Origin of the sequence: Bradyrhizobium erythrophlei (assembly GCF_042430365.1) — a bacterium.
GTDB classification, from domain to species: Bacteria; Pseudomonadota; Alphaproteobacteria; order Rhizobiales; family Xanthobacteraceae; genus Bradyrhizobium; species Bradyrhizobium erythrophlei.
Genome location: NZ_JBHMET010000229.1, coordinates 51,326 through 73,958, shown reverse-complemented (window position 1 = coordinate 73,958; position 22,633 = coordinate 51,326). Strand labels below are relative to the sequence as shown.

Genomic DNA, 22,633 nt, shown 5'->3' with positions numbered 1-22,633 from the left:
GTCAATCAGCCCGCGCCAGGACCTGATCCAGGTTGGCAAGGAACTGCTGCCACCCGACCCTGGCCCCGCCGAACGCCTGCTTCTGATCCGGCCGGAAGCCGGCCTGCTCCATCCGCAGATGCGTCCCCGTACTCGTTGGCGTCAGCGTGAACGTCACCACGCTGGTCAGGTTGAATGCCGCGTCGTCGTGCTTGAAATTCCAGGTGTAGGACAGCGCCTTGTGCGGCTCGATGGCGAGCACCTCGCAGTCCAGCACGCCGCCCCAGTCGCCGCGCAGATTGAAGTGGTGACCTACGTTCGGCTTGAAGTCGTTCTTCATGAGCCACTCCTCGATCAGATGTGGTTGCGTCAACGCGCGCCAGAGCTTTTCCGGTGGATGAGAAAACTCCCGTTCGACGACGACGGAGAGCGTTTCGGCGGCAGTTGCGTTCATTGGTCCATCCTTTTGAGGAGATCTTCGAGGTCGTCGAACCGGCTTTCCCAGAAGCCGGCCATCTGGCTGGTCCAGTCGATCAGCGGGGCAAGGGCGCCGAGCTGCGCGCTGTAATGGGTCTGCCGCCCCTCGTGGCGGTCGCGCACCAGTCCGGCCTGCTTCAGCACCCCGAGATGCTTCGAGACCGCCGGTTGCGAGACCCCGGCCCGCGAGGTCAGGGCAGCGACCGTCTGCTCGCCGTCGCGACACAGCCGCTCGAAAATCGCCCGCCGGGTCGGGTCGGCGAGCGTTCGGAACAGCACATCGTGCGCGGTCGGCATCAGATCCATAACCCATTGGTTATGGGTCGATCCATAACTGCAGAGCTATGAATGTGTCAAGCCGGAACGTTGGGGCCAAGAAGAACGGCGAAGGCGACCTAAACGCCGCGGGCGCGCGTCCAGAGATAGCGGGCGTCCGGCTCCCTTTCCTCGTTGCGGCTGCCATCGGTCTGTTCGACCAGCACGAAGCCGCGTGCCTCGTAGAAGCGGCGCGCTTGCGTGTTGCGCTGGAAGGTCCACAGCTCAAGGCGCGCGGCGTCCTTCCTTGCGATCGCAAGCAGCGCACTGCCGATCCCGCGGCGCTGCGCACCGGGCACGACGTAGAGCTGCTCGATCCAGCCGTCGTGAAAGGCGATGACGCCGGTCATCGCCTCCCCGTCGAACGCGCCCCACAGCGTCGAGGTCGCAAACATTCGCTCGCGGTAGAACCAGCGGTCCTCGTCCGGCGAATGCAACCCGGCGAGCCACGGCAGCGCATGATCGAAAGCCGCGCGATGCACGCGCGCAGCGGCGTCCATCTCGGAAAGCTGGAGCCGCCGCGTGGTCATTATATATGAGGCTTCGCCGTAAGCTCGATGCCCAGCGCTTTCATCACGGCAATTGTAGTCTTCAGGGTCGGATTGCCGTCCGCACTGAATGAGCGGTAGAGCTGTTCACGTGAGAGGCCCGTCTCTTTCGCAATCCGCGTCATCCCCTTTGCACGGGCAACCACGCCAAGCGCATGAGCGATGTAACCCGCATCCTCTGTCTTGAACGCTTCCTCCATAAATACTGCAATCGCTTCGTCGGACAGCAGGTCCTCAGCGGGATCATAGGTGGTCAGCTTCTCGCCCATCTCGTTCACTCCGTTTCCGCGGCAAGACGCTTCGCCGTCTTGATGTCTTTTGCCTGCGTGCTCTTGTCGCCACCGCAAAGCAAAACAATGATCGCTTCTCCCCGCCGCTGAAAATAGACCCGGTAACCGGTCCATGGTGGATGCGGAGTTCGCTGACGCCGTCGCCAACCGGCTCGGCGTCGCCAGCGTGCCCGTGAGCCAATCGATCGAGTCGTGCGGCAATGATCGCGCGAGCGCGGTGGTCTTTGAGCCGCAAGCGCCACTTTCGAAACGCTTCTGTCTGCTTCAGCTCAAACACATGTAGTTTATAAACTACATGTGTTTAATATTCAAGCCGAGACTGGCAACGTGTTGCCCTAATACTCAATCCCGAACTCGTCGTAGAGACGACGGAACACGGCGGGCAACACCTCGGTCAGATCCTCCGCGATCAGCCCCGGCCCCGCTTCGCTTGCGCCCTCGCCGTGCATCCAAACCCCAATGCTGGCGGCCTCGAACGCCGGAACGCCCTGCGCCAGCATGCCCGCGACGATGCCGGCGAGCACGTCGCCGGCGCCGGCGGTCGCCAACCATGGCGGCGCGTTGGCGGCGATGGTGGCGCGGCCGTCGGGGGACGCCACCACCGTATCGGCGCCCTTGAGCAGCACCACCGCGCCGGAGCGTTCGGCCGCGGCGCGCACGCGTTCGAGCTTCGAGCGGCCGGGATGCTTGTTCGAGATGTCGCTGAACAGGCGCGGGAACTCGCCCTCATGCGGCGTCAACACGACATGCTGGTCGTCGGACGCCTTGACCTGCTCGAACAGCCGGTCCGGTGCGTCGGCAAAGCTCGTCAGCGCATCGGCATCGAGCACGAGATGGCGCTTCACCGAAAGCGCGGTGTGGACGAAATCACGCGTGCGGGCGCTGACGCCTGCGCCGGGACCGATCACGCAGGCATTGAGCCGCCTGTCGTCCAAGAGTTCGGCGAACTGGATCGGGTTGTCGACCGCGCGCACCATCACCGCCGTCAGCGCCGCCGCATTGACCGCGAGCGCCTCGCGCGGCGAGGCCAGCGTCACAAGCCCGGCGCCGGCGCGCAACGCGCCGCGCGCGGCAAGTCGCGCCGCACCGGTCGAGGCGATGTCGCCGGACACGACGACTGCATGTCCGCGTGCATATTTATGCCCGTCGATCCGCGGCACAGGAAACGACCAGCGCCAGGCCTGCGGCACGTTCTCCGCAGTCAGCGGCTTGATCTCGTCGAGCACCTGCGGATCGATGCCGATATCGGCGACGCGCACCCGCCCGCAATACATCCGGCCGGGCAGCAAGAGATGCGCCGGCTTCTTGCGGAAGAAGGTCACCGTCTCGATCGCCTGCACGGCGGCGCCCATCACCGCACCGGTCGTGCCGTTGATCCCGCTCGGCAGATCGACGGCGAGCACCGGCGCGCCGTTGGCGTTGATGGCCGCGATCATCTCGAGCGGATCGCCCTTCACCGGACGGTTCAGCCCGGCGCCGAACAGCGCGTCAACGATCAGCGCAGGCTTGCCGAGCGCCTGCGGGTTGAACGGCAGCACCGGATATTTCCACCCCTTCGCGGCGAGCGCGGCGTCGCCCTGCAGACTGTCGCGCTCGCACAAGAGCACCACGGACACCTCTCGGCCGCGCGCGGCAAGCTCGGCGGCCGCAACGAACCCGTCACCGCCATTGTTGCCGCGGCCGGCAACGACAACGATCGGCCCCTCCTCGACCAAGTCCATCGCGGCTTTGGCTACCGCCTGTCCTGCACTCATCATCAGCGCAAAGCCCGGCGTGCCGGCGGCGATCGTCAGCCTGTCGGCGCGCTCCATCTCGGTGGTGGTCAGAACGTCCATGCCGAATCCTCAATCTGTCCGCCTTTTCGAAAGGCAATTCCTGTGGCGTTCGCCGAGTTTCCCGTGACCGATTGCATAAGGATTGATCTATTTGCCTATTCAATAGGCTTGGATATCATGCACGTTGCGGTTCGATATCAGCCGACTGCCTGTTAAAAGGCTGATAACATTCCCAAATCGGGGTCATCAGCAACTTGGCATAGACCCTGCTTTTGAGGAAGCCGCTCGCAATGGCGCCCTATGCGACCATTGTGCGTGTTTCCGGTCCCGGACCGGAAGCCATAAAACCGACCAGACTGCGCCCCACGCGCATCGAACACGACCCTGCAATCTGAAATGCCCGGGAGGCGCTCAGTGAAGAAGATCGAAGCCATCATCAAGCCCTTCAAGCTCGACGAGGTGAAAGAGGCGCTCCAGGAGGTCGGACTGCAAGGCATCACCGTGACCGAGGCCAAGGGCTTCGGACGGCAGAAGGGTCATGCCGAACTGTATCGCGGTGCGGAATACATCGTCGACTTCCTCCCCAAGGTGAAAATCGAGATCGTGATCGGCGACGAATTGGTCGAGAAAGCGATCGACGCGATCCGCCGCGCAGCCCAAACGGGGCGCATCGGCGACGGCAAGATTTTCGTCTCCAACATCGAGGAAGCGATCCGCATCCGGACCGGCGAATCCGGGCTGGACGCTATTTGAGCCGGGTGCTATCCCGCATTTTCCGACACGCTGAGAGAAAAAAGGCTGCTTCGGCAGCCTGATTTCGTTTGAGCGGTCACACGAACTCGCCGAAAGCGGGAATAAAGTCGCCGACCGCTGGAAACCGTCCCGTCAAGCCAAAAGGGGTATTCATGAAGACCGCCAAAGACGTCCTGAAATCGATCAAGGACAACGACGTCAAATACGTCGACCTGCGCTTCACCGATCCGCGCGGCAAGTGGCAGCACGTGACCTTCGATGTCAGCATGATCGAAGAGGACACCTTTGCCGAAGGTCAGATGTTCGACGGGTCTTCGATCGCCGGCTGGAAGGCGATCAATGAATCCGACATGTGCCTGATGCCCGACCCGGTTACCGCGACGATCGATCCGTTCTTTGCCGAGACCACCATGGTCATCGTCTGCGACGTGCTCGAGCCGACCACCGGCGAGCCCTACAACCGCGACCCGCGCGGCATCGCCAAGAAGGCGGAAGCGATGGTGAAGTCGATGGGCGTGGGCGACACCGTGTTCGTCGGCCCCGAGGCCGAGTTCTTCGTGTTCGACGACGTGCGCTATGCGGCCGAGCCCTACAACACCGGCTTCAAGCTCGACTCCTCGGAGCTGCCGATCAACTCGGCCACCGAATATGAGGGCGGCAATCTCGGCCACCGCATCCGCACCAAGGCCGGCTACTTCCCGGTGCCGCCGCAGGACTCGGTGCAGGACATGCGCTCGGAGATGCTCGGCGCGATGGCCAAGATGGGCGTCAAGGTCGAGAAGCATCACCATGAGGTGGCGTCGGCCCAGCACGAGCTCGGCATGAAGTTCGACACCCTGACGCTGATGGCCGACCAGATGCAGATCTACAAGTACTGCATCCATCAGGTCGCGCATATCTACGGCAAGACCGCCACCTTCATGCCGAAGCCGGTCTATGGCGACAATGGCTCGGGCATGCACGTCCACCAGTCGATTTGGAAGGATGGCAAGCCGACCTTCGCCGGCAACAAATACGCCGACCTGTCGGAGACCTGCCTGCACTACATCGGCGGCATCATCAAGCACGCCAAGGCGATCAACGCCTTCACCAACCCGTCGACCAACTCCTACAAGCGTCTGGTCCCGGGCTATGAAGCCCCGGTGCTGCTCGCCTACTCCGCGCGCAACCGCTCGGCCTCCTGCCGCATCCCGTATACGGCGAACCCGAAGGCCAAGCGCGTCGAGGTGCGCTTCCCCGATCCGATGGCCAACCCCTATCTCGGCTTCGCCGCGATGCTGATGGCCGGCCTCGACGGCATCAAGAACAAGATCGATCCGGGTCCGGCGATGGACAAGGACCTCTACGATCTGCCGAAGGAGGAGCTGAAGCAGATCCCGACGGTGTGCGGCTCGCTCCGCGAGGCGCTCGAGAACCTCGACAAGGACCGCGCGTTCCTCAAGGCCGGCGGCGTGTTCGACGACGACTTCATCGACTCCTTCATCGAGCTGAAGATGACCGAGGTCGAACGCTTCGAAATGACCCCGCACCCGGTCGAGTTCGAGATGTACTACTCGCTGTAGGCCGAAACGGCTTCAGAGATGCAAAAGGCGCTTCCGATGGAAGCGCCTTTTGTTTTTGTACCGGCGCTTTAGGCCTTCGCCTTCGCAACCCGCCGGCCGCCCTCGCCGATCGCGCCGAAGGCGCCGGCGATCATCTCTGACGTCGGGATCATGCCGCCGAGCGACCAGCTCGCCGGCTCGCCTTCCTCGATCTTGACCCAGACGTTGCGGCGGAAGTCAGGGTTGCCCTGCCCCTCGATCTCGACCATGAGGTCGGTGACGCGCTCGAGCAGCGCTTTCTTCTGCGCGACATCGAAGATGCCGCGGACGGTGGAAATGGTGACGTAAGGCATGGTCTCTCTCTCCGTTGCTGAGGTTGTAACGACGCAACGAAGATGGACCGGCAAGGCGCAATCAGGCAGTGGCCGATCAGACAGAGATCGGGCAATATCCGCCACCGTCAGGCTACACCGGTCGGCTAGGATGCCGCCCCTGGAGGTCCCATGAAGATCGCGATCCTCGCATTGGAAGGTTGCATGCAGTCGGCGGTGGTCGGCATCGCCGACATCCTCACCCTCGCCAACCATGTGATGCAGCTGCGCGGCGTTAAGGCGCGCTTCTCCTGGCAAACGCTCTCGCTCGACGGCAAGGCGGTGCGCGCGGGCGGCGGAAAGCTGCTTGCCGTCGACGGCGCCATCAGCACGCGGACGGCTTGCGACGCGATCATCGTGCCGGGCAGCCTCGTCGATCATCTCACCGCGCAGCGCCTGCAGCCGCAATATGATCGCGTTGGCGCCTGGCTGCGTCGGCAGCATGCGAACGGGCGGCTGATCGGTGCCTTTTGCAGCGGCGTGCTCCTGCTCGCCAATGCCGGCCTGCTCGACGATCGCCGCGCTACCATCACCTGGTGGCTGCAAAGCGAGCTCCGCCGCCGCCATCCCAGGATCGATCTCGCTGCCGATGCCGTGATCACGCAGGCCGACCGCCTGGTCTGCGCGGCCGGCCCGATGTCGTGGGTCGATCTCCTGCTGCGGCTGATCGAACTGGTCGAGGGCCCGGAGGTCGCGAAAATCTGCGCCGACTATGCCGTGATCGACACCGCTCAGCGCACGCAGGCGATCTTCATGCCACTCGGCTACATGCTCGGACAGGATCCGATGCTGATGAAGGCGGACATGCTGGTGCGCCGCACCGGCCGAACGCCGATCACGGTCCGCCGCCTCGCGCATGCGCTGGGCCTGAGCGAACGCACGCTGAACCGCCGCTTCCGCGAGCTGACCCATGAGCCGCCGCAGGCCTTCATCATGCGCCGCCGCGTCGAGCACGCCCGCACGCTGCTCGAGACGACGACGCAGCCGATCAAGACGATCGCCCGCGCCACCGGCTATGAGGACGAGAGCAGTTTTCGCAAAGCCTTCCGCAAGCTCACTTTGCTGTCGCCGCAGGCCTACCGCGCCCAGCGGTCGACGCGCGCGGCGTAGCAAGATTGAATCAGAACCCGTAGGATGGGTAGAGCGAAGCGAAACCCATCACGCCACCTCGCACCTATGACGATGGGTTTCGCTTCGCTCTACCTATCCTACATGAGCCCCGTCGCCGCCCCCAGCGGCCTCACACCCGGAACAGCTTCGAATACCGCGCCTTGATCGCCTCGCTCTGCGCCTGCACCTCGGCGGGATCGGCCTTCAAGAGCTTCAGCTTCGCCAGCGGCACATGCTCGCCCTTCTCCTTCACCTGTGCGTGGAACGAGCGGTGCGCGAACACGTCGACCAGCATCTGCTGGGTCTCCGCGCTGAACAAAAAGCTTTGGAACAGTCTTGCCGCGTTCGGGTTCGGCGCGCTCCTGAAGATGCCGCTCGGCACGATGATCAGGGGCGAACCTTCCGCAGGGTAGACCACCTCCACCGGCTTGCCCTGGTCCTTGAGCAGCACGAGATTGTAGTCGTTGCCGTCGGCCATGATCGCGCGCTCGCCGAGCAGGATCTTCTTCGGCGGGTCTGCCGCCGACTGCACCTGCATCACCCTCTGCTGCGCGAGCTTCTCGAGATACGGCCAGCCAAGATCGCGCGCGAGCACGAACGTCGTGGTCAGGATCGCACCGCTGTAGCCGGGATGGGCCTTGACGATCTTGCCCAGCCATTTCGGATCGAGCAGGTCGGCATAGCTCTTCGGCGCGTCCTCGCGCTTCACCTGGTCGGTGTTGTAGCCGATCACCTCGAGCCACGCGCAGGCGGTTGCGTGCATGCCGTCGGGATCGACCTGGTCGGCGGGAAAATGTTTCGCGACGTCCTCGGGGACGTAAGCCGCGAGCCAGTCGTTCTTTTTCCAGTCGAGGTAATGGGCGGGATCGGTGGAGTTGGCGACGTCGACCGCGTTGATGCCGCTGCCCTGCTCCTGCGCGATACGCTGGAAGATCCGCTCGGCACCCGAGCGTTCAACGCGGACGCTGATCCCGGGATATTTCTGCTCGAAACTCCGCGCGAGGCGCTCGGCAGTGTTGAGCTCGAGCGCGGAGTAGAACGAGACCTTGCCTTCCTTCGTCGCCGCCGCGATCAGCTCCGGCGTCAACGTCGATGGCGGCGGTGCGGCCGCCCGCAGCGGCGCGGCGAACACCAGTCCGGCCGCCGACGCAGCCGTTGCCTTGAGCAGATCGCGTCTCGACCATTTGCGGCCCCGCATCGCTTAACTCCCTGGTCCGGCCGTTGGCCCGGCCATGCCTTGTTGTCGCGGGATGATAGCAGAAGCGCCGCGCCGCATCGCGCCGGCGGCGCCCTTCATTTGTCTGCCGGCGGGTTGTCGCGCAGGAAGCGCTCCAGATCCGGCTGCACGGAGTAAGGCAGCGGGACAGGATCGCCGTCGAGGTCGACGGCAACGTCGAGGCAGCGGCGCAGCATCCGGGCGAGCTCCGAGGGCCGGTAGGGCTTGGTCAGCAGCGGAATGCCGTGCCCGGTGCGTCCCGGCAGCGGCAGCGCGCCGCCGCTGTAGCCCGACGTGAACAGCACCCGAAGCGTCGGGCGCCCAGCCATGAGCGTTTCGGCCAGCTGCCGGCCGTTCATGCTTCCGGGCATCACGATATCGGTGAACAGGAGATCGAACGCCGTGCCGCGGTTGGCGATCGTCAGCGCCTCGTCGGCATTGGCCGCGACGAGCACCTTGTAGCCGAGGCGCTCGAGCTGGTTCGTGACGTAGTCGCGAATCCGGGCGTCGTCCTCGACGCAGAGGATGGTCTCGTGACCACCCCGGATCGGCAGGTCGTCCTGCGCCGGCAGATACGGCCCGGCGCTGTCGGCTTTCGGCAGGTAGATCCGAAACGTCGTGCCCTGCCCGATCTCGCTGTTCACCTCGATGCCGCCGCCGGACTGCTTGACGAAGCCGAACACCATGCTCAGGCCGAGCCCGGTGCCCTGCCCGACCTCCTTGGTAGAGAAGAACGGATCGAAGATCCGCTCCAGATGCGACGGCGAAATTCCTGTGCCGGTATCGCCGACGTCGATGACGAGGTGGTCGCCGGCCCGCTCGACGCCGCGCGCCACCGCGTCGGGAATGCCGAGCTGGACGTTGCGGGTCGCAAATGTCAGCGTCCCGCCCTCCGGCATCGCGTCGCGCGCGTTGATCGCGAGGTTGACCAGCGCCGCGCTGAGCTGGCTGCGGTCGACCAGCGCGAGCCATGCGTCGCGGCCGAGCTCGGTCCTGATCTCGATCTGCGAGCCCAGCGTCTGCGACAGCAGTCGAACGATTTCGCGGATCAGGCCGTTGACGTCGGTCTCGGCCGGCCGCAGCGGCTGCTTGCGGGCGAATGCCAAGAGGCTCGCCGTCAGCTGCGCGCCGCGATCGGCGGCGTCGCTGATCAGCTTGGCGATCGAGGCCAGATGCGGGGTGTCCTTGACGCCCTCGGCGAGGGTCTCGATCGTGCCGGTGATCACGGTCAGCATATTGTTGAAGTCATGCGCGATGCCGCCGGTCAACTGCCCGACCGACTCCATCTTCTGCGCCTGGAGCAGTTGCTCCTCGGCGAGGCGCCGCTGGGTGATGTCGCGGACGAAGGCGTTGATGATGAAGCCGTCGCCGCGCCGCAACGCGGTGAGCGACACCTCGACGAAGAACTCGTGACCGTCCCGGTGCAGCGCCGCGGACTCGTAGCGCATCCCCATCGCGCCGCCCGCGACGTCCTGCAGGAAGCGACCGATCCGCTCGCGATGCGCCACGCGAAGCGGCTCCGGAAACACCAGGTCCACCACCCGGCAGCCGACCGTTTCGGACTTGGTCCACCCGCTCATGGCCTCGGCCTGCGGGCTCCAGTCGAGCACGCATCCGTTCTCGTCGGTCTGGACAAACGCGTCGAGCGCCGTCTTGACGATGGTTTGCGCCATCAGCTCGCTTTCGACCAGCGCCTGATGCGCGAGCTTGCGCGCGGTGATGTCACGCAGGACCGAGACGCCGCCGCGAAGATGACCGGCCTCGTCGCGCAGCGGCCGCGCATTGGCCAAAAGAAAGACCTGCTTGCCCGGCGGCTGTGGCCGCACGATGAGCTCAAAATCGTCGACGTTCTCGCCGCGCAGCGCACGCGCCAGCGGCGAGTCAGCAATCGGCAGCCGCGTCTCGCCGTCGGGGAAATAGCACTGGAAGCTGCGAACCCCGGTCAGGCTGTTGAAGCCGGGCGCGATGCCGAACAGGTTCCGCGCTGCCGCGTTGACGATGACGGTCGCCCCGGTCTCGTCGGCCACGACCACGGGGTCGCGAATGCTCTCGACGGTCTTCTCCAGGAGGTTCTGTTTGGTGCCGAGCTGGGCCGACAGTTCGGCAAGCGCGGCGCCAAGGCCTGCGATCTCGCGGCCGCCCTTCACCGGCATCGAGACGTGCTCGCCGCGCGACAGGCCCTGCACCGCCAGCGTCATCCGCGCGAGCGGCACCGACAGCGACCTGCCGATCATGATGGCAACCATCAGCGCCAGGAGCACGGCGATCGCGCCCGCGGCGAGCGGAAGGCCGGGCGAGGCGAAGCCATGGATGAAGCCGAGCGCGATCAGGGTCGCGACGACAGGGAACATCATCCCGAGCGCGAGGCGACCCGACAAATTCATCCCGACCAACTCATCGTGATCAGCGGCACCGGAAGCGGATGGAGGAAGGTATCGGCGAGAAGCGCAAGCGCCGGGCAATATCCGGCGCTTCACGGCCCGTTACTTAGCCGAATCCGGCCCGGCGATCCCCCATTTTCGCCTCCGTAGAATTACGGAGCCTGATTGCCCGGCCCCGGGGACGACGCCGATTGATCCGCCCCCGGCGCCGGGGAGTCCAAGCCGCCGACGCCAGCTTAGCGTATCCTGGTGCAGTCGTCGGCGCCCCCCGGGTCGCCCGCGCGCCCCGCAAAGTCGCTCGCCATCCCCGGGAGGCATCGGTGCAGATCAACGTCATTTACGACCCCAGCGTCGCCTCCGCGCCGTCGGGCTTCAAGACTGCGGTCGCCCACGTCGTCAACCTGCTCGCTTGCGTCTGCGCTGGTCAGCACACCATCGCCTTGTCGCCATGGTCACAGACGCCGCCGGACGCATCGTGGGGCGGTATGACATATTCCCCGGTGTGCAGCGCGGGAATGCGGGCATTGAGGTGCCCCCAACGGACGGGGGAGGACACGTTCACGCTGCCCTTCATTGCGACGTTCGGCCGAGCCACGGCGTTCTCGTGAGCGCTGGCGGATAGCGTGAGGACGAGTGTCGCGATCAATCCGGCCGACAGGCATTTGATTGTCATCATCGAACGTTCTCCACCAGGATGACGCAGCTCAAGGCTCCTTCGGCGAATTCATGACGTCATCTCGCAGCCATGACGGGCCCTCCCTGCGTTTCATTCCGACATGATCAAGCTGGCGAGCTCATTTTTCTGTGAGGCAGTCCGCCGCTCCTGTCCTCATTCCGGGGCTCGCGCCAAGCGGCGCGCCCGGAATGACGTGGAGGGTCATGAGGGACAATCACTGATTTGCCCGACGGCGCAAGCCCCTGCGAAAGAAATATTTCTGTTTTCCATAAGGATAAATCAGTGTATGAAATCGTCCGTCTCACCCGCTTGAGGGGCGCTTCGCGATCGTCACGAGTGTTGGGTCGAGATGCGGTGGACGCTGAGCGCGCAACTGACGAGTGCGCGTGGATAGCGGACGGCGAAGTCGTGTGGTCCTGACGCCCCAGTGGCAGGTGTCTCCTCGCAAGACGCGAAGCGTCCTTGCGAAGACGGTGACAAACAAGCCCGTCTCGCCGGGGAGAGCACGAAGGAAGCCGTAAAACCATCGCGCAGGGAAAGCCGGAGTTTCCGGTTAGTAAAACCATCGCGCAGGGAAAGCCGGCGTGTTTTCCGGTTTCACCTGTGGTCCTACCCCTGTGCTTTTTGTTGCACAGGGCCCATGGGTGCAATCGGCACCCGGCTTTCCCTGCGCCCTCTGTACTCCAGGAGGGACAACGAAGTTGCAAAGCTCGGACAAATCATGTCGCGAGAACGCGGACGTGCGAGGAGTTCAAATTCGATCGCGCCTCACTTTCTATGTCGTCCTGGCGAAAGCCAGGACCCATTACCCCGAATGCCAATTGCTGCGCGACGATGGGGCCACATTCCCTCTCCAACCAATTTCGGTGGCTATGGGTCCTGGCTTTCGCCAGGACGACGATTGGAGAGGCCGCGCTTGTACCTCCATCACCGTCATGCCCGCGCAAAGGCCTTGCCTTTGTCGCTGGAGGAGGCCGCAAAGCGGCCGTCTCGAAGCACGACGGCCACCGGCGGGGCCGTCCACGCGACCCGCCCGTCGCGATGACGGTGCTGAGATAGGTGAAGCGCGCCTACGCCGCGCGCTGCCGTTCGCGCAGCGCGTCGCCGAAGGCTTCGAACAGCGCGCGGTTAATCGGGTTGCGCTGCGGATCGTATTCGGCATGCCACTGCACGCCGAGCGCAAAGGTGGGCGCGTCCGCGATGCGGATCGCCTCGATGGTGCCGTCCTCGGCGACGCCCTCGATCACGACGCGCTTGCCCGGCTCGAGGATGCCCTGCCCGTGCAGTGAGTTGACGCGGATGGTTTCGCGGCCGAGGATTCTTGCAAACGCGCCGCCCGGGATGAGCGTCACGTCATGCCGGTCGGCGAACACCACCCTCGGGTCGGGATGGATCTCGCCGTTCTCGAGCCTAGGCATGCGGTGGTTCATGCGGCCGGGAATCTCGCGGATTTCAGGATGCAGCGAGCCGCCGAACGCGACGTTCATCTCCTGCAGGCCGCGGCAGATGCCGAAGATCGGCACGCCGCGCGCGACGCAGGCTTCCGACAGCGCGAGCGCGACGTCGTCGCGATGGAGATCGTAAGGCTCATGCGCAGCGCAAGGCTCGGTGTTGAAACGTGTCGGATGGACATTGGCGCGCGCGCCGGTCAGGACCACGCCGTCGACCACGTCGAGCAATGCCGCGACATCGGTGATCTCGGGGCTACCCGCGAACATCAGCGGCACGGCGCCGGACACCTCGGCCACTGCGCGAAGGTTGCGCTCTCCGACCATCTGAACCGCGAAACGATTTTCAATGCGATGGGCGTTTCCGATCACGCCGACCACGGGCCGTCTCATTATTCACGTCTCGCGCAATGAATTTTCTCAGTTGGGAACGATTCCGAGATAATCATGCCTGCGAGTTCCCCGGGGATCAACATTTTATGTCTGCGCCTGGGGGCATGCAGCCCTGCAGGACGGCGGGGCCGCCCCGCCGCCGGGCGCCGCGATGGCGCGAAAAGCGGCTATTTGCGCGCAAACGCCTCCCTGGCGTCGATTGTCTCCTCACCGGGAACACCGGCGGCCTTCAGCGCCGCCCCGGCACCCTCGCCGCTCCCGCCGAGCCAGGGCAGCCTTGCCGCGATCCCGCGCGTCACTGGCTCGCCCAGCGCACCGCCAAAATCGAGCGGCCAGTATCCGTTCGGCACGACCTCGGCGGCGAGCGCGCGCAGCCGATAGCCAGTGCCCAGCGCCGCCTCGCTGTCGTCGGGCGACACGGTCCGGGCGCTGCCCGGATTGGCCGGATCGGCAAACGTCACCAGCACCGGGATCAGCTTGCCGGTCACGGGGACCACGCCGGAGAGCTTGCTCATCTCGTTGAACGACACCCGCTTGCCGCCAGCAGCGGAATAGGCGCGCAGCGCCACGTAGTTGATGTCGTCGAGGTCGATCGCCTTGTCGACATGGGCAAGCAGCGCGACCAGGTTCTTGCCGGCGCCGAGATCGACATAGACCGCATCGCCCGCGGTGCGGGTATGGCCACCGCGGCTATAGCCGCGGTCGGGATGGACGGCGAGAACGCTCGCTGCCGACTTGATGCCTTCCGGCGTCTCGACCTCAACCGACAGGCGATATTTATGGCCGGGACGGTTGATCCGGATCTGGTCGCCGATCACGAGCGCAGCGAGCAGCGCCAACGGCCCGAACCACTTCAAGATCATGCCGCGCCCTCGCCGTCCCGGTCCCACTTTTTGTGTCGTCTCGCTTGGCACGAGCGGCGCGCCAGCGTCAAACCGGCGCGACGCCGCGGCTTGATCCCGGCGGCGTTTTCACGACAGTGTGGCCCGGACACCGGCGCGAGAGGGGAATCACCGTGATCGATTCGGCAGACAATCGCCTGCGGGCCCGCAACGACTTGGCATGGGCGATCGCCGTCGGAGGCATCGGCATCGTGCTGTTCGCCGCGCTGTTGACATTCGCCTGGCATTTCAACGCGACGCTGTTCCTGCTGTTCGCCGGCATGCTGCTGGGCGTCGCGCTCAACGCCATGACCTCGCTGCTCGGGCGTCTCACCAAGCTGCCGCATGCGCTGCGGCTCGCCATCGTCTGCCTCGCGCTCGCCGGCATGCTGTCGGGCATCCTCTTCCTCGGCGGCACCACCATCGCGCAGCAGGCGACGGTGTTGAGCGACACGATCAAATCGCAGCTCGTGAACGTCAAAGCCTTCCTCGAACGCAACGGCGTCGATCCGAGCTATCTCGATTTCGGCAACCTGTCCGGCCAGCAGGACTCCGCGACGCCGGAACAGCCGGCAACGCCGGGCGCGACCGTGCCCCACAACCTGCCCGGCGCCGGCGCGCTCGCCTCCAGCGGCGGGGCGATCCTCGGCCAGACGCTGAAGGTCGTGCTCGGGACCGTCAGCGCGGTCGGCAACTTCTTCATCGTGCTGTTTCTCGGTCTGGCGTTCGCCGCGCAGCCAAGCCTCTACCGTGCCGGACTGTTGTTCATGATGCCGGCCAAGCATCGCGCGCAAGCAACCGTCATCGTCGACCGCATCGGCGAAACGCTGGAGCGCTGGCTGATCGCGCAGATGATCACCATGGCGGCGGTGTTCTTCGTGACCTGGATCGGCCTGGCGATCATCGGCATTCCAAGTTCGTTCATCCTGGGCATCCAGGCCGGCCTGCTCGCCTTTATCCCGACCGTGGGCGCCCTGCTCGGCGGACTGATCGTCGTGCTGGCCAGCCTCGCCTCAGGATGGATCGCGGCGCTGTCGGCCTTCATTCTGTTCCTCGGCGTGCACGCGCTCGAGAGCTACATCCTGACGCCGATCATCCAGCGGCAGGCGCTCGACATCCCGCCGGCGACGCTGTTTGCGTTCCAGATCCTGCTCGGCGTCGTGTTCGGCGTCTGGGGTCTGGCGCTGGCGCTGCCGCTGATGGCGATCGCCAAGGTGATGATCGATCACTTCAAGGCGGAGGACGGAGCAGCTGCCCAAGTCGCGTAGGATTACCTCAGGTGGTGAGCACCGTCTCGGTGTGCTCGACGTCGGGCGGCGCGGCGAAATACGGGCCGACCAGCGCACGCCACGCTGTAAAGTCCTCCGAGCCGCGGAAGTCGACGGTGTGGTTTTCCAACGTCTCCCACTTCGCCACCAGGCGGTAGCGCTGCGGCTTTTCGATCGATTTGTGCAGCTCGAATCCCTTGCCGCCCTTGGCGCGCAGAAACAGCGGACGCGCCTTGGCCACCGCCGCTTCAAAATCCTTCTCGGTGCCGGGCTTGACGTCGATCATTGCGATTTCGGTGATCATGGGGCTTTGGTCTCTCCTTGGAACCAACCGTCTCTAGCCCAGCCGGCCCAAAAGAAAAAGGCGCCCGCGCGGGCGCCCTCACCGGCCAAACCCCACCGACGCTTAGCGGAACAACAGGATCGTGCCGATCACCATCAGCACGCAACCGAGCAGCATCACGGTCGGCCAGCGGCTCTTCGGCTGGGCGTAGCGGTAGCGGCCCTGCGCGCGCCGCTCGGCGATCAGCGCGGTCTCATACTCGTCCGATGTGGAAAACATGCAGGCAAAGCCGCCGCGCGCCGAAGCAGCGGCAGCTTCGAGCGACATCAAGGCGGCTTGCGGGTTACGTGTGCTGATCGACTCCATGGAAAAGACGATGGAGCCGAATGGTTAATCAATGGTTACCGTCGATTACTGCACCATCGCCGGCTTGTGCCGCGCCGACGCCGGCAGGCCGGCGGTCTTGCGCCGCCAGTGCTCCAGCGACAGCGGCAGCTCCTCGGCAGCCTCGACACGGTTACGGCCGCTGCGCTTGGCCTGATAGAGCGCGGTGTCGGCCGATGCCAGCAGCACCTCGAGCTCGGTGCCGGCGGGGCCGCCCGCCACGCCGATGCTGACGGTGGTGTCGACCGGCCCCTCCTCGCAGGTGATGCCGGAGGCTTCGAACGCTTCGCGCACCCGCTCGGCGACGAGAACGCCCTCTTCCAGCGAACACGGCAAAAGTGCTGCGAATTCCTCGCCGCCGATGCGACCCGAGAGGTCGCTGATGCGGAGATTGTTGACCACGACGGTGGCGAACAGTTTCAGGATCTCGTCACCGGCGGGATGACCGAAGCGGTCGTTGATCGACTTGAAATGGTCGATGTCGAAGATCATCACGGTGACCGGGCGGCCGGCCGTGGCCTCGCGCTCGATCACCCGCGTGCAGGCCTCGGAGAAGCCGCGGCGGTTGAGCATGCCGCTCAGCGGGTCGACCGAGGCGGCGGTCTTGTGCACGGCCACCGCGCGGTCCGACACCATCATGAAGATCACGAACACGGTGCCGATGGCGTACAGCACGAGCTCGACCGAGAACATCGTGACCCAGAAGCTGGTGGCGAAATGCTCGTCATGCGGCCGCAGGGCGGCGCCGAGCAGGATCGGCAGCATCAGCACGCAGCCATGCGCGACCGGCACAACGATCGCGGGCCAGCGCCGCTGCATCGCGCGGCGGCGCTCGTTCCACAATTCGGCGGCGGTCAGCGCGGCATAGACCGCGACGATCGCGGCGCCCATGGTCAGGCGGATCGCGGGGTCCGGCACCATCGTCGCCGCGGCGACCCAGACGATCGGGCCGAGCGTGATGCCCGGCAGGTTGGGCTTGCGGCCGTGGAACACGCGCGAGGCGTTCCAGACCAGGCCGCAGGCGGCGTAGCCGACCGCGTTGAGCGCAAGCATTATGGGCGCGCCGAGCGCCGCGCCGCCGACCGTCCACAGCGCGACCGACGATGCGCCAAGCAGATAGGCGGTGCCCCACCACTTCAAGGCAGGAATGTTCTCCTGCTTGCCGAAATAAAACAGCATGGCGCCGAGCATGCCCGCGACCATGGTAGCGAACAAATAAAGTGTCGACGTATCGAACGACATGAGCTCACCCCAGCCTGTGTGATGCGACGTTCGCAGGCGCAATTGTTAAAGTGTGATGCAGCGCTACTGCGAATTCTCACGCTAGGGGGTGCGAGTTCCAATTTCGTTTGCGCGCATTGCCAAGTTTTCGGGAAAAACTGCGCTAATTCAGTTCCAAACAGGCAGCAAAAAGGGCGCTTCTCAGCGCCCTTTTTAGTTCCATTTTTACGGCAATTGCCGCGAAGTTTATCGCGCGAATTAGCGCTTCGAGAACTGGAACGACTTGCGCGCCTTCGCCTTGCCGTACTTCTTGCGCTCGACCGAACGCGAGTCGCGGGTCAGGAAGCCGCCCTTCTTGAGGACGCTGCGCAGTTCGGGCTCGAAGTTGGTCAGCGCCTTCGAGATGCCGTGGCGGACCGCACCGGCCTGGCCCGAGAGGCCGCCGCCGGCGACGGTGCAGATCACGTCATACTGGCCGTTGCGCGCGGCTGCGACCAGCGGCTGCTGGATCATCATGCGCAGCACCGGGCGGGCGAAGTAAACTTCGAACTCGCGGGTGTTGACCGAGATCTTGCCGGAGCCTGGCTTGACCCAGACGCGGGCGACCGCGTCCTTGCGCTTGCCGGTGGCATAGGCGCGGCCGTACTTGTCGACCTTCTTGACGTATTTCGGCGCGTCGGGCGCGGCCGTCTTCAGCTGCGAGAGCTGGTCGAGGGACTGCATGGTGTCGGACATTATGCGGCCCTCGTGTTCTTGCGGTTCATCGCAGCGATATCGACCTTCTCGGGATTCTGGGCTTCATGCGGATGATCGGCACCGGCATAAACGCGCAGATTGCCCATCTGCATGCGGCCGAGCGGGCCGCGGGGGATCATGCGTTCGATCGCCTTCTCGACGACGCGCTCGGGGAAGCGACCCTCGAGGATCTGCTTCGCGGTGCGCTCCTTGATGCCGCCGATGAAGCCGGTGTGCTTGTAGTAGACCTTGTTGTCGCGCTTGCGACCGGTCAGCACCACATGCGCGGCATTGACGATGATGACGTTGTCACCGCAATCGACATGCGGGGTGTAGGTGGGCAGGTGTTTGCCGCGCAGACGCATCGCGACGAGGGTGGCGAGACGGCCGACGACCAGACCCTTGGCGTCGATCAGCACCCACTTCTTCGTCACTTCGGCGGGCTTGGCCGAGAACGTGCTCATGTGTGGAATCCGTGAAAAAAGGAAATCGGCGCCGCGTGCGCCGAACTGGGCGGTTTTCTAAAGAAGCCCGCGGCGCGCGTCAACGCCCGTGCGCGCAAATTATATCAATAAAAACAATGGCTTGTAAATATGGTATAAAGATACCAGAAAAAAGCCTATTGATTTGGAATGGAATAGGTCGACGTGACATGGGCGATCGGATCGGGCGACGTGCCGGACAGCAGGTTGACCTCGCCGACCGCAAGCCGCTTGCCGAGCTTGAGCAGTTTCGCCACCGCGAGCACGTCCTGGCCCGGCTGGCCCTTGCGCAGGAAATTGATGTTGAGATTGGTCGTCACGGCAAGGCCGATGGGGCCGATCGCCGACAGCAGCACCACATACATCGCGAAATCGGCCAGCGCCATCAGCGTCGGCCCCGATACGGTGCCCCCGGGACGCAGCATGCGCTCGCTGAAGCGCTGCCGCAAAAGGCTGGTTTGGCCGTCGGCACTTTCGATCTTGATGTCGTCATAGGTGAACGCCTGCGGGAATTCCCGGCGCAGGAACTCCTCCAGATCAGCCACGCTCATTTTCGCAATTGCCATGCCGTCCCTGCCCTCGCTTCAGCCTGCCTGTTACATTAAGTTGTCACAGACGCCAAAATGGAATTTCGACATGTCTGCCCAAGCCGCCCGCGTGCAAGCGCCGCAATCCCCGATCCTGCTGCGCGAGACCGTGGGCAGTATCGCGGTCCTGACTCTCAATCGCCCCGCGGCACGCAATAGTCTCTCCGAAGGCCTGATCGCGGAACTGCACGGTGCTCTGAAAGAGATCGCCGGCGACAAGGGCATCCGCGGCGTCGTGATCGCGGCGAACGGCCCGGCCTTCTCGGCCGGCCATGACATGAAGGAACTCACGGCGCGCCGCAGCGATCCCGATCGCGGCCGCGCCTATTTCGCGCAGATCATGAACGCCTGCAGCGCGATGATGCAGGCCGTGGTGCATCTGCCGAAGCCGGTGGTCGCGGCCGTCCAGGGCATCGCGACCGCGGCCGGCTGCCAGCTCGTCGCAAGCTGCGACCTGGCGGTCGCGTCCGAGGCAGCGACCTTCGCGACACCAGGCGTCGACATCGGCCTGTTCTGCTCGACACCGATGGTGGCGCTGTCGCGCAACGTGCCGCGCAAGCAGGCCATGGAGATGCTGCTCACCGGCGAGCCGATCGCGGCGGCAACCGCGAAAGATATCGGCCTGATCAACCGCGTGGTGCCTGCGGGCACCGAGCGCGACGCCGCGATTGCGCTCGCGCAAAAGGTCGCATTGAAATCCGCCTACACCATCAAGCTCGGCAAGGAAGCCTTCTACCGCCAGGCCGAAATGAGCCTCGCCGAGGCCTATCGCTACGCGGCCGAGGTAATGACCGAGAACATGATGGCGCGCGACGCCGAGGAAGGCATCGGCGCCTTCATCGAGAAGCGCGAGCCGAAGTGGCAGGATAAATAGTCTCCCGTCACTGCGAGCGAAGCGAAGCAATCCATCGGGCAACAAGAAAGTCTGGATTGCTTCGTCGCTTCGCTCCTCGCAATGACGCAATTGGAAAAGACGAGTGATGAACCACGACGCCTACGACGACAATTACATCCGCAGCATCCTCAACAACGTGAAATCGATCGCGATGGTCGGCGCGTCGCCTGTCAATGTGCGGCCGAGCTACTTCGCGTTCAAATATCTCGCGCAACGCGGCTACGACATGATCCCGGTCAATCCCGGCCATGTCGGCAAGACACTGATGGGCAAGCCGTTCGTGGCCTCACTCGCCGACATCGGCCGCCCGATCGACATGGTCGACATCTTCCGCAATTCGAGCCACATCATGCCTGTCGTGGACGAGGCGCTGCAGCTGTCGCCGCCGCCCAAGGTGATCTGGATGCAGCTTGGCGCGCGCGACGATGCGGCCGCCGAGAAGGCGGAAGCCGCCGGCCTCAAGGTCGTGATGAACCGATGTCCGAAGATCGAATATGGCCGGCTGTCATCGGAGATTTCCTGGATGGGCGTCAATTCGCGAACGCTCTCCTCCAAGCGCGCGCCGATTCCGACGCAGGGTATGCGGCTGTCGCTCAATCGCACGAGCTTCGGCGGCGGCCAGACCGCAGCCTCCGACCGCGCCGCGAAAAACAGAACCGAGACGAACTGACGCAATTGCGGAATAATTGTTTCGATCACGTACTCTAACGAAGCACGCGGTTTCAAACCCGCCGATGGCTTTCCGACCTGCCTTGACGACGGAGCGCACTGCCATCAGCATGCCGCGCGTTTTTGACCAAGCCAGACAGGACTTAACGAATGACTGATCGTCTTCCGGGATTTGCCACCCTCGCCGTGCACGCCGGTGCGCAGCCCGATCCCACCACCGGCGCGCGGGCGACGCCGATCTATCAGACCACGTCATTCGTGTTCAACGACGCCGACCATGCCGCCTCGCTGTTCGGCCTGCAGGCGTTCGGCAACATCTACACGCGGATCGGCAACCCGACCAATGCGGTGCTGGAAGAGCGCGTCGCAGCTCTCGAAGGCGGCACGGCGGCGCTTGCGGTTGCCTCCGGCCATGCCGCGCAGCTCGTGGTGCTGCAGCAGCTGCTCCGGCCCGGCGACGAAATCATCGCGGCGCGCAAGCTCTATGGCGGGTCGATCAACCAGTTCACCCACGCCTTCAAGGCGTTTGGCTGGAACGTCGCGTGGGCCGATCCCGACGAGATCTCGACCTTCGAGCGCGCGGTGACGCCGCATACCAAGGCGATCTTCATCGAGTCGATCGCAAACCCCGCCGGCAGCATCACCGATATCGAGGCGATCGCAGCGGTCGCGCGCAAGGCCGGCGTGCCGCTGATCGTCGACAACACGCTGGCGACGCCCTACCTGATCAAGCCGATCGATCACGGCGCCGACATTGTCGTGCACTCGCTCACGAAATTCCTCGGCGGCCACGGCAACTCGCTCGGCGGCATCATCGTCGATGCCGGCACCTTCGACTGGTCGAAGGACAACAAATATCCGATGCTGAGCGAGCCGCGCCCGGAATATCACGGCATCAAGATCCAGGAGACGTTCGGCAACTTCGCCTTCGCGATCGCCTGCCGCGTGCTCGGCCTGCGCGACCTCGGCCCGGCGCTGTCGCCGTTCAACGCCTTCATGATCCTGACCGGCATCGAGACGCTGCCGCTGCGCATGCAGAAGCACTGCGACAATGCCAAGGCGGTCGCCGAATTTCTCGCCGGCCACCCGGCGGTCTCGGCGGTGAACTACGCCGGCCTGCCCGGCGACCGGTACAACCAACTCCAGCGCAAATATTCTCCGAAGGGCGCGGGCGCGGTGTTCACCTTCAGCCTCAAGGGCGGCTACGACGCCGGCGTCAACCTGGTGTCGAACCTGAAGCTGTTCTCGCATCTCGCCAATGTCGGCGACACCCGCTCGCTGGTGATCCACCCGGCCTCCACCACCCACAGCCAGCTCGACGATGCCGCCAAGGTGAAGTCGGGGGCGGCGCCCGACGTAGTCCGCCTCTCGATCGGCATCGAGGACAAGGAAGACCTGATCGCGGATCTCGAGCAGGCGCTCAGCGCCTGATCCCTGTCCGGGGCGGCGCGCCGCGTCGCCCCGGACATTTGGCTGATAGAACAAGCCTCTCGTTAACGCTCATTCCGGCATAAAATGGCATTGATTGGCTCCGGACGATTCGGGAGGGCATTGATGCTGCGCTGGATATTGCCGCTTGCGGTCGCGCTATCAGCGATTCCGCCGGCCGACGCCGCCGACGGCCCGACGGCCACCAAGCGCGCTGCGCATCGCGCCGCCCGCCAGCTCCCGCCAGGCCTGCCGCACAAGCACTACGCCTACCGCACGACGATCACTCCCGCCTATGTCAGGCACGGACGCCAGCTCGTCGTCGAACCCGAGGTGATCCCGCTCAACGCGGTGCCGTACATTCCGTGGGTCCGCGGCACGCCGTTGCTGCCGGGATCGTCGACGCTTCCCGGCTATTACGGCACGACCCATTCCTACAGCTATGACGGCCCCTATTACGGCGGCGCCTATGTGCATTACTGGGATCGCCTACCGTATGCCTGCGGCGTCTACGGCTACTGCTAGCG

General features: G+C 64.6%; 25 protein-coding genes and 1 pseudogene. 8 read left to right on the top strand and 18 right to left on the bottom strand.

The window, feature by feature from the left end; all coding sequences use genetic code 11:
* Position 1: 1 nt before the first annotated feature.
* The 6 genes and pseudogenes from ACFFWD_RS32775 to ACFFWD_RS32750 form a co-directional block, all read right to left on the bottom strand.
* Positions 2 to 433: an SRPBCC family protein gene (locus tag ACFFWD_RS32775; RefSeq protein WP_376972507.1), complete on the bottom strand. Its 432-nt coding sequence runs from the start codon at positions 431 to 433 to the stop codon at positions 2 to 4.
* Positions 430 to 753, bottom strand: coding sequence for an ArsR/SmtB family transcription factor (locus ACFFWD_RS32770; protein ID WP_376972505.1), 324 nt, complete (start codon positions 751 to 753; stop codon positions 430 to 432). The genes ACFFWD_RS32775 and ACFFWD_RS32770 overlap by 4 nt, the downstream gene beginning before the upstream one ends.
* 98 nt (positions 754 to 851) lie before the next feature.
* Entirely contained in the window at positions 852 to 1,301 is a 450-nt protein-coding gene (locus tag ACFFWD_RS32765; RefSeq protein ID WP_376972503.1) for a GNAT family N-acetyltransferase, read from the bottom strand.
* On the bottom strand, positions 1,301 to 1,588 hold the full coding sequence (locus ACFFWD_RS32760; RefSeq protein ID WP_376972501.1) for an addiction module antidote protein: 288 nt from the start codon (positions 1,586 to 1,588) through the stop codon (positions 1,301 to 1,303). Before ACFFWD_RS32760 ends, ACFFWD_RS32765 begins: the two co-directional genes overlap by 1 nt.
* A 5-nt stretch (positions 1,589 to 1,593) precedes the next feature.
* Positions 1,594 to 1,886, bottom strand: a pseudogene (locus ACFFWD_RS32755) (type II toxin-antitoxin system RelE/ParE family toxin).
* 58 nt (positions 1,887 to 1,944) lie between these two features.
* Entirely contained in the window at positions 1,945 to 3,444 is a 1,500-nt protein-coding gene (locus ACFFWD_RS32750; protein WP_376972499.1) for an NAD(P)H-hydrate dehydratase, read from the bottom strand.
* A 354-nt stretch (positions 3,445 to 3,798) separates the two neighbouring features.
* Here ACFFWD_RS32750 and ACFFWD_RS32745 point away from each other — a divergent pair, with 354 nt between their 5' ends.
* On the top strand, positions 3,799 to 4,137 hold the full coding sequence (locus ACFFWD_RS32745; protein ID WP_044542445.1) for a P-II family nitrogen regulator: 339 nt from the start codon (positions 3,799 to 3,801) through the stop codon (positions 4,135 to 4,137).
* A 152-nt stretch (positions 4,138 to 4,289) separates the two neighbouring features.
* A complete protein-coding gene (glnA, locus tag ACFFWD_RS32740) occupies positions 4,290 to 5,699 on the top strand; it encodes a type I glutamate--ammonia ligase (protein ID WP_376972496.1) in 1,410 nt (469 codons plus the stop codon).
* 68 nt (positions 5,700 to 5,767) lie between these two features.
* Here the strand turns inward: glnA and ACFFWD_RS32735 are convergent, their stop codons facing one another.
* A complete protein-coding gene (locus tag ACFFWD_RS32735) occupies positions 5,768 to 6,031 on the bottom strand; it encodes a tautomerase family protein (protein WP_376972494.1) in 264 nt (87 codons plus the stop codon).
* Positions 6,032 to 6,181: 150 nt separating this feature from the next.
* On the opposite strand from ACFFWD_RS32735, the gene ACFFWD_RS32730 reads away from it, so the two are divergent.
* A complete protein-coding gene (locus tag ACFFWD_RS32730) occupies positions 6,182 to 7,159 on the top strand; it encodes a GlxA family transcriptional regulator (RefSeq protein WP_376972492.1) in 978 nt (325 codons plus the stop codon).
* Positions 7,160 to 7,289: 130 nt separating this feature from the next.
* Here the strand turns inward: ACFFWD_RS32730 and ACFFWD_RS32725 are convergent, their stop codons facing one another.
* The 5 genes from ACFFWD_RS32725 to ACFFWD_RS32705 all read right to left on the bottom strand — a co-directional run bounded on the left by ACFFWD_RS32725 (position 7,290) and on the right by ACFFWD_RS32705 (position 14,136).
* Positions 7,290 to 8,357, bottom strand: coding sequence for an extracellular solute-binding protein (locus tag ACFFWD_RS32725; protein WP_376972490.1), 1,068 nt, complete (start codon positions 8,355 to 8,357; stop codon positions 7,290 to 7,292).
* 95 nt (positions 8,358 to 8,452) lie between these two features.
* Positions 8,453 to 10,759, bottom strand: a complete 2,307-nt coding sequence (locus ACFFWD_RS32720) for a PAS domain S-box protein (protein ID WP_376972488.1) — start codon at positions 10,757 to 10,759, stop codon at positions 8,453 to 8,455.
* Between the two features lie 421 nt (positions 10,760 to 11,180).
* On the bottom strand, positions 11,181 to 11,432 hold the full coding sequence (locus ACFFWD_RS32715; protein WP_376972486.1) for a hypothetical protein: 252 nt from the start codon (positions 11,430 to 11,432) through the stop codon (positions 11,181 to 11,183).
* Positions 11,433 to 12,502: 1,070 nt separating this feature from the next.
* Positions 12,503 to 13,273 carry a gamma-glutamyl-gamma-aminobutyrate hydrolase family protein gene (locus ACFFWD_RS32710; RefSeq protein WP_376972484.1) on the bottom strand — a complete coding sequence of 257 codons (771 nt, stop codon included), beginning with the start codon at positions 13,271 to 13,273 and terminating at the stop codon, positions 12,503 to 12,505.
* A 167-nt stretch (positions 13,274 to 13,440) separates the two neighbouring features.
* Positions 13,441 to 14,136, bottom strand: a complete 696-nt coding sequence (locus ACFFWD_RS32705; protein WP_376972482.1) for a hypothetical protein — start codon at positions 14,134 to 14,136, stop codon at positions 13,441 to 13,443.
* A 152-nt stretch (positions 14,137 to 14,288) separates the two neighbouring features.
* Here ACFFWD_RS32705 and ACFFWD_RS32700 point away from each other — a divergent pair, with 152 nt between their 5' ends.
* Positions 14,289 to 15,422 (top strand): AI-2E family transporter, encoded by a 1,134-nt coding sequence (locus tag ACFFWD_RS32700; RefSeq protein WP_376972480.1) that lies wholly within the window; start codon positions 14,289 to 14,291, stop codon positions 15,420 to 15,422.
* 7 nt (positions 15,423 to 15,429) lie between these two features.
* Here ACFFWD_RS32700 and ACFFWD_RS32695 read toward each other — a convergent pair whose 3' ends face one another.
* From ACFFWD_RS32695 to ACFFWD_RS32670, 6 genes are all read right to left on the bottom strand, one after another.
* Positions 15,430 to 15,726, bottom strand: coding sequence for an antibiotic biosynthesis monooxygenase family protein (locus tag ACFFWD_RS32695; protein WP_376972478.1), 297 nt, complete (start codon positions 15,724 to 15,726; stop codon positions 15,430 to 15,432).
* Positions 15,727 to 15,828: 102 nt separating this feature from the next.
* Positions 15,829 to 16,071 carry a hypothetical protein gene (locus ACFFWD_RS32690; RefSeq protein ID WP_376972476.1) on the bottom strand — a complete coding sequence of 81 codons (243 nt, stop codon included), beginning with the start codon at positions 16,069 to 16,071 and terminating at the stop codon, positions 15,829 to 15,831.
* A 45-nt stretch (positions 16,072 to 16,116) separates the two neighbouring features.
* Complete coding sequence (locus ACFFWD_RS32685) at positions 16,117 to 17,331, bottom strand: GGDEF domain-containing protein (protein ID WP_376972474.1); 1,215 nt, start codon at positions 17,329 to 17,331, stop codon at positions 16,117 to 16,119.
* Between the two features lie 237 nt (positions 17,332 to 17,568).
* Positions 17,569 to 18,045 carry a 30S ribosomal protein S9 gene (rpsI, locus tag ACFFWD_RS32680; RefSeq protein WP_376972472.1) on the bottom strand — a complete coding sequence of 159 codons (477 nt, stop codon included), beginning with the start codon at positions 18,043 to 18,045 and terminating at the stop codon, positions 17,569 to 17,571.
* A complete protein-coding gene (gene rplM, locus ACFFWD_RS32675; protein WP_376972470.1) occupies positions 18,045 to 18,509 on the bottom strand; it encodes a 50S ribosomal protein L13 in 465 nt (154 codons plus the stop codon). The genes rpsI and rplM overlap by 1 nt, the downstream gene beginning before the upstream one ends.
* A gap of 155 nt (positions 18,510 to 18,664) precedes the next feature.
* The gene (locus tag ACFFWD_RS32670) at positions 18,665 to 19,093 is read right to left on the bottom strand and encodes a PaaI family thioesterase (protein ID WP_376972468.1); all 429 of its coding nucleotides are present in this window, start codon (positions 19,091 to 19,093) and stop codon (positions 18,665 to 18,667) included.
* Between the two features lie 70 nt (positions 19,094 to 19,163).
* Between ACFFWD_RS32670 and ACFFWD_RS32665 the strand changes: the two genes are divergently transcribed.
* The 4 genes from ACFFWD_RS32665 to ACFFWD_RS32650 all read left to right on the top strand — a co-directional run bounded on the left by ACFFWD_RS32665 (position 19,164) and on the right by ACFFWD_RS32650 (position 22,631).
* Positions 19,164 to 19,988 (top strand): enoyl-CoA hydratase, encoded by an 825-nt coding sequence (locus ACFFWD_RS32665; RefSeq protein WP_376972466.1) that lies wholly within the window; start codon positions 19,164 to 19,166, stop codon positions 19,986 to 19,988.
* A gap of 106 nt (positions 19,989 to 20,094) precedes the next feature.
* On the top strand, positions 20,095 to 20,679 hold the full coding sequence (locus ACFFWD_RS32660; RefSeq protein ID WP_376973060.1) for a CoA-binding protein: 585 nt from the start codon (positions 20,095 to 20,097) through the stop codon (positions 20,677 to 20,679).
* A 149-nt stretch (positions 20,680 to 20,828) separates the two neighbouring features.
* Positions 20,829 to 22,109 (top strand): O-acetylhomoserine aminocarboxypropyltransferase, encoded by a 1,281-nt coding sequence (locus ACFFWD_RS32655; protein WP_376972464.1) that lies wholly within the window; start codon positions 20,829 to 20,831, stop codon positions 22,107 to 22,109.
* Between the two features lie 123 nt (positions 22,110 to 22,232).
* The gene (locus ACFFWD_RS32650) at positions 22,233 to 22,631 is read left to right on the top strand and encodes a hypothetical protein (RefSeq protein WP_376972462.1); all 399 of its coding nucleotides are present in this window, start codon (positions 22,233 to 22,235) and stop codon (positions 22,629 to 22,631) included.
* Positions 22,632 to 22,633: the final 2 nt, after the last annotated feature.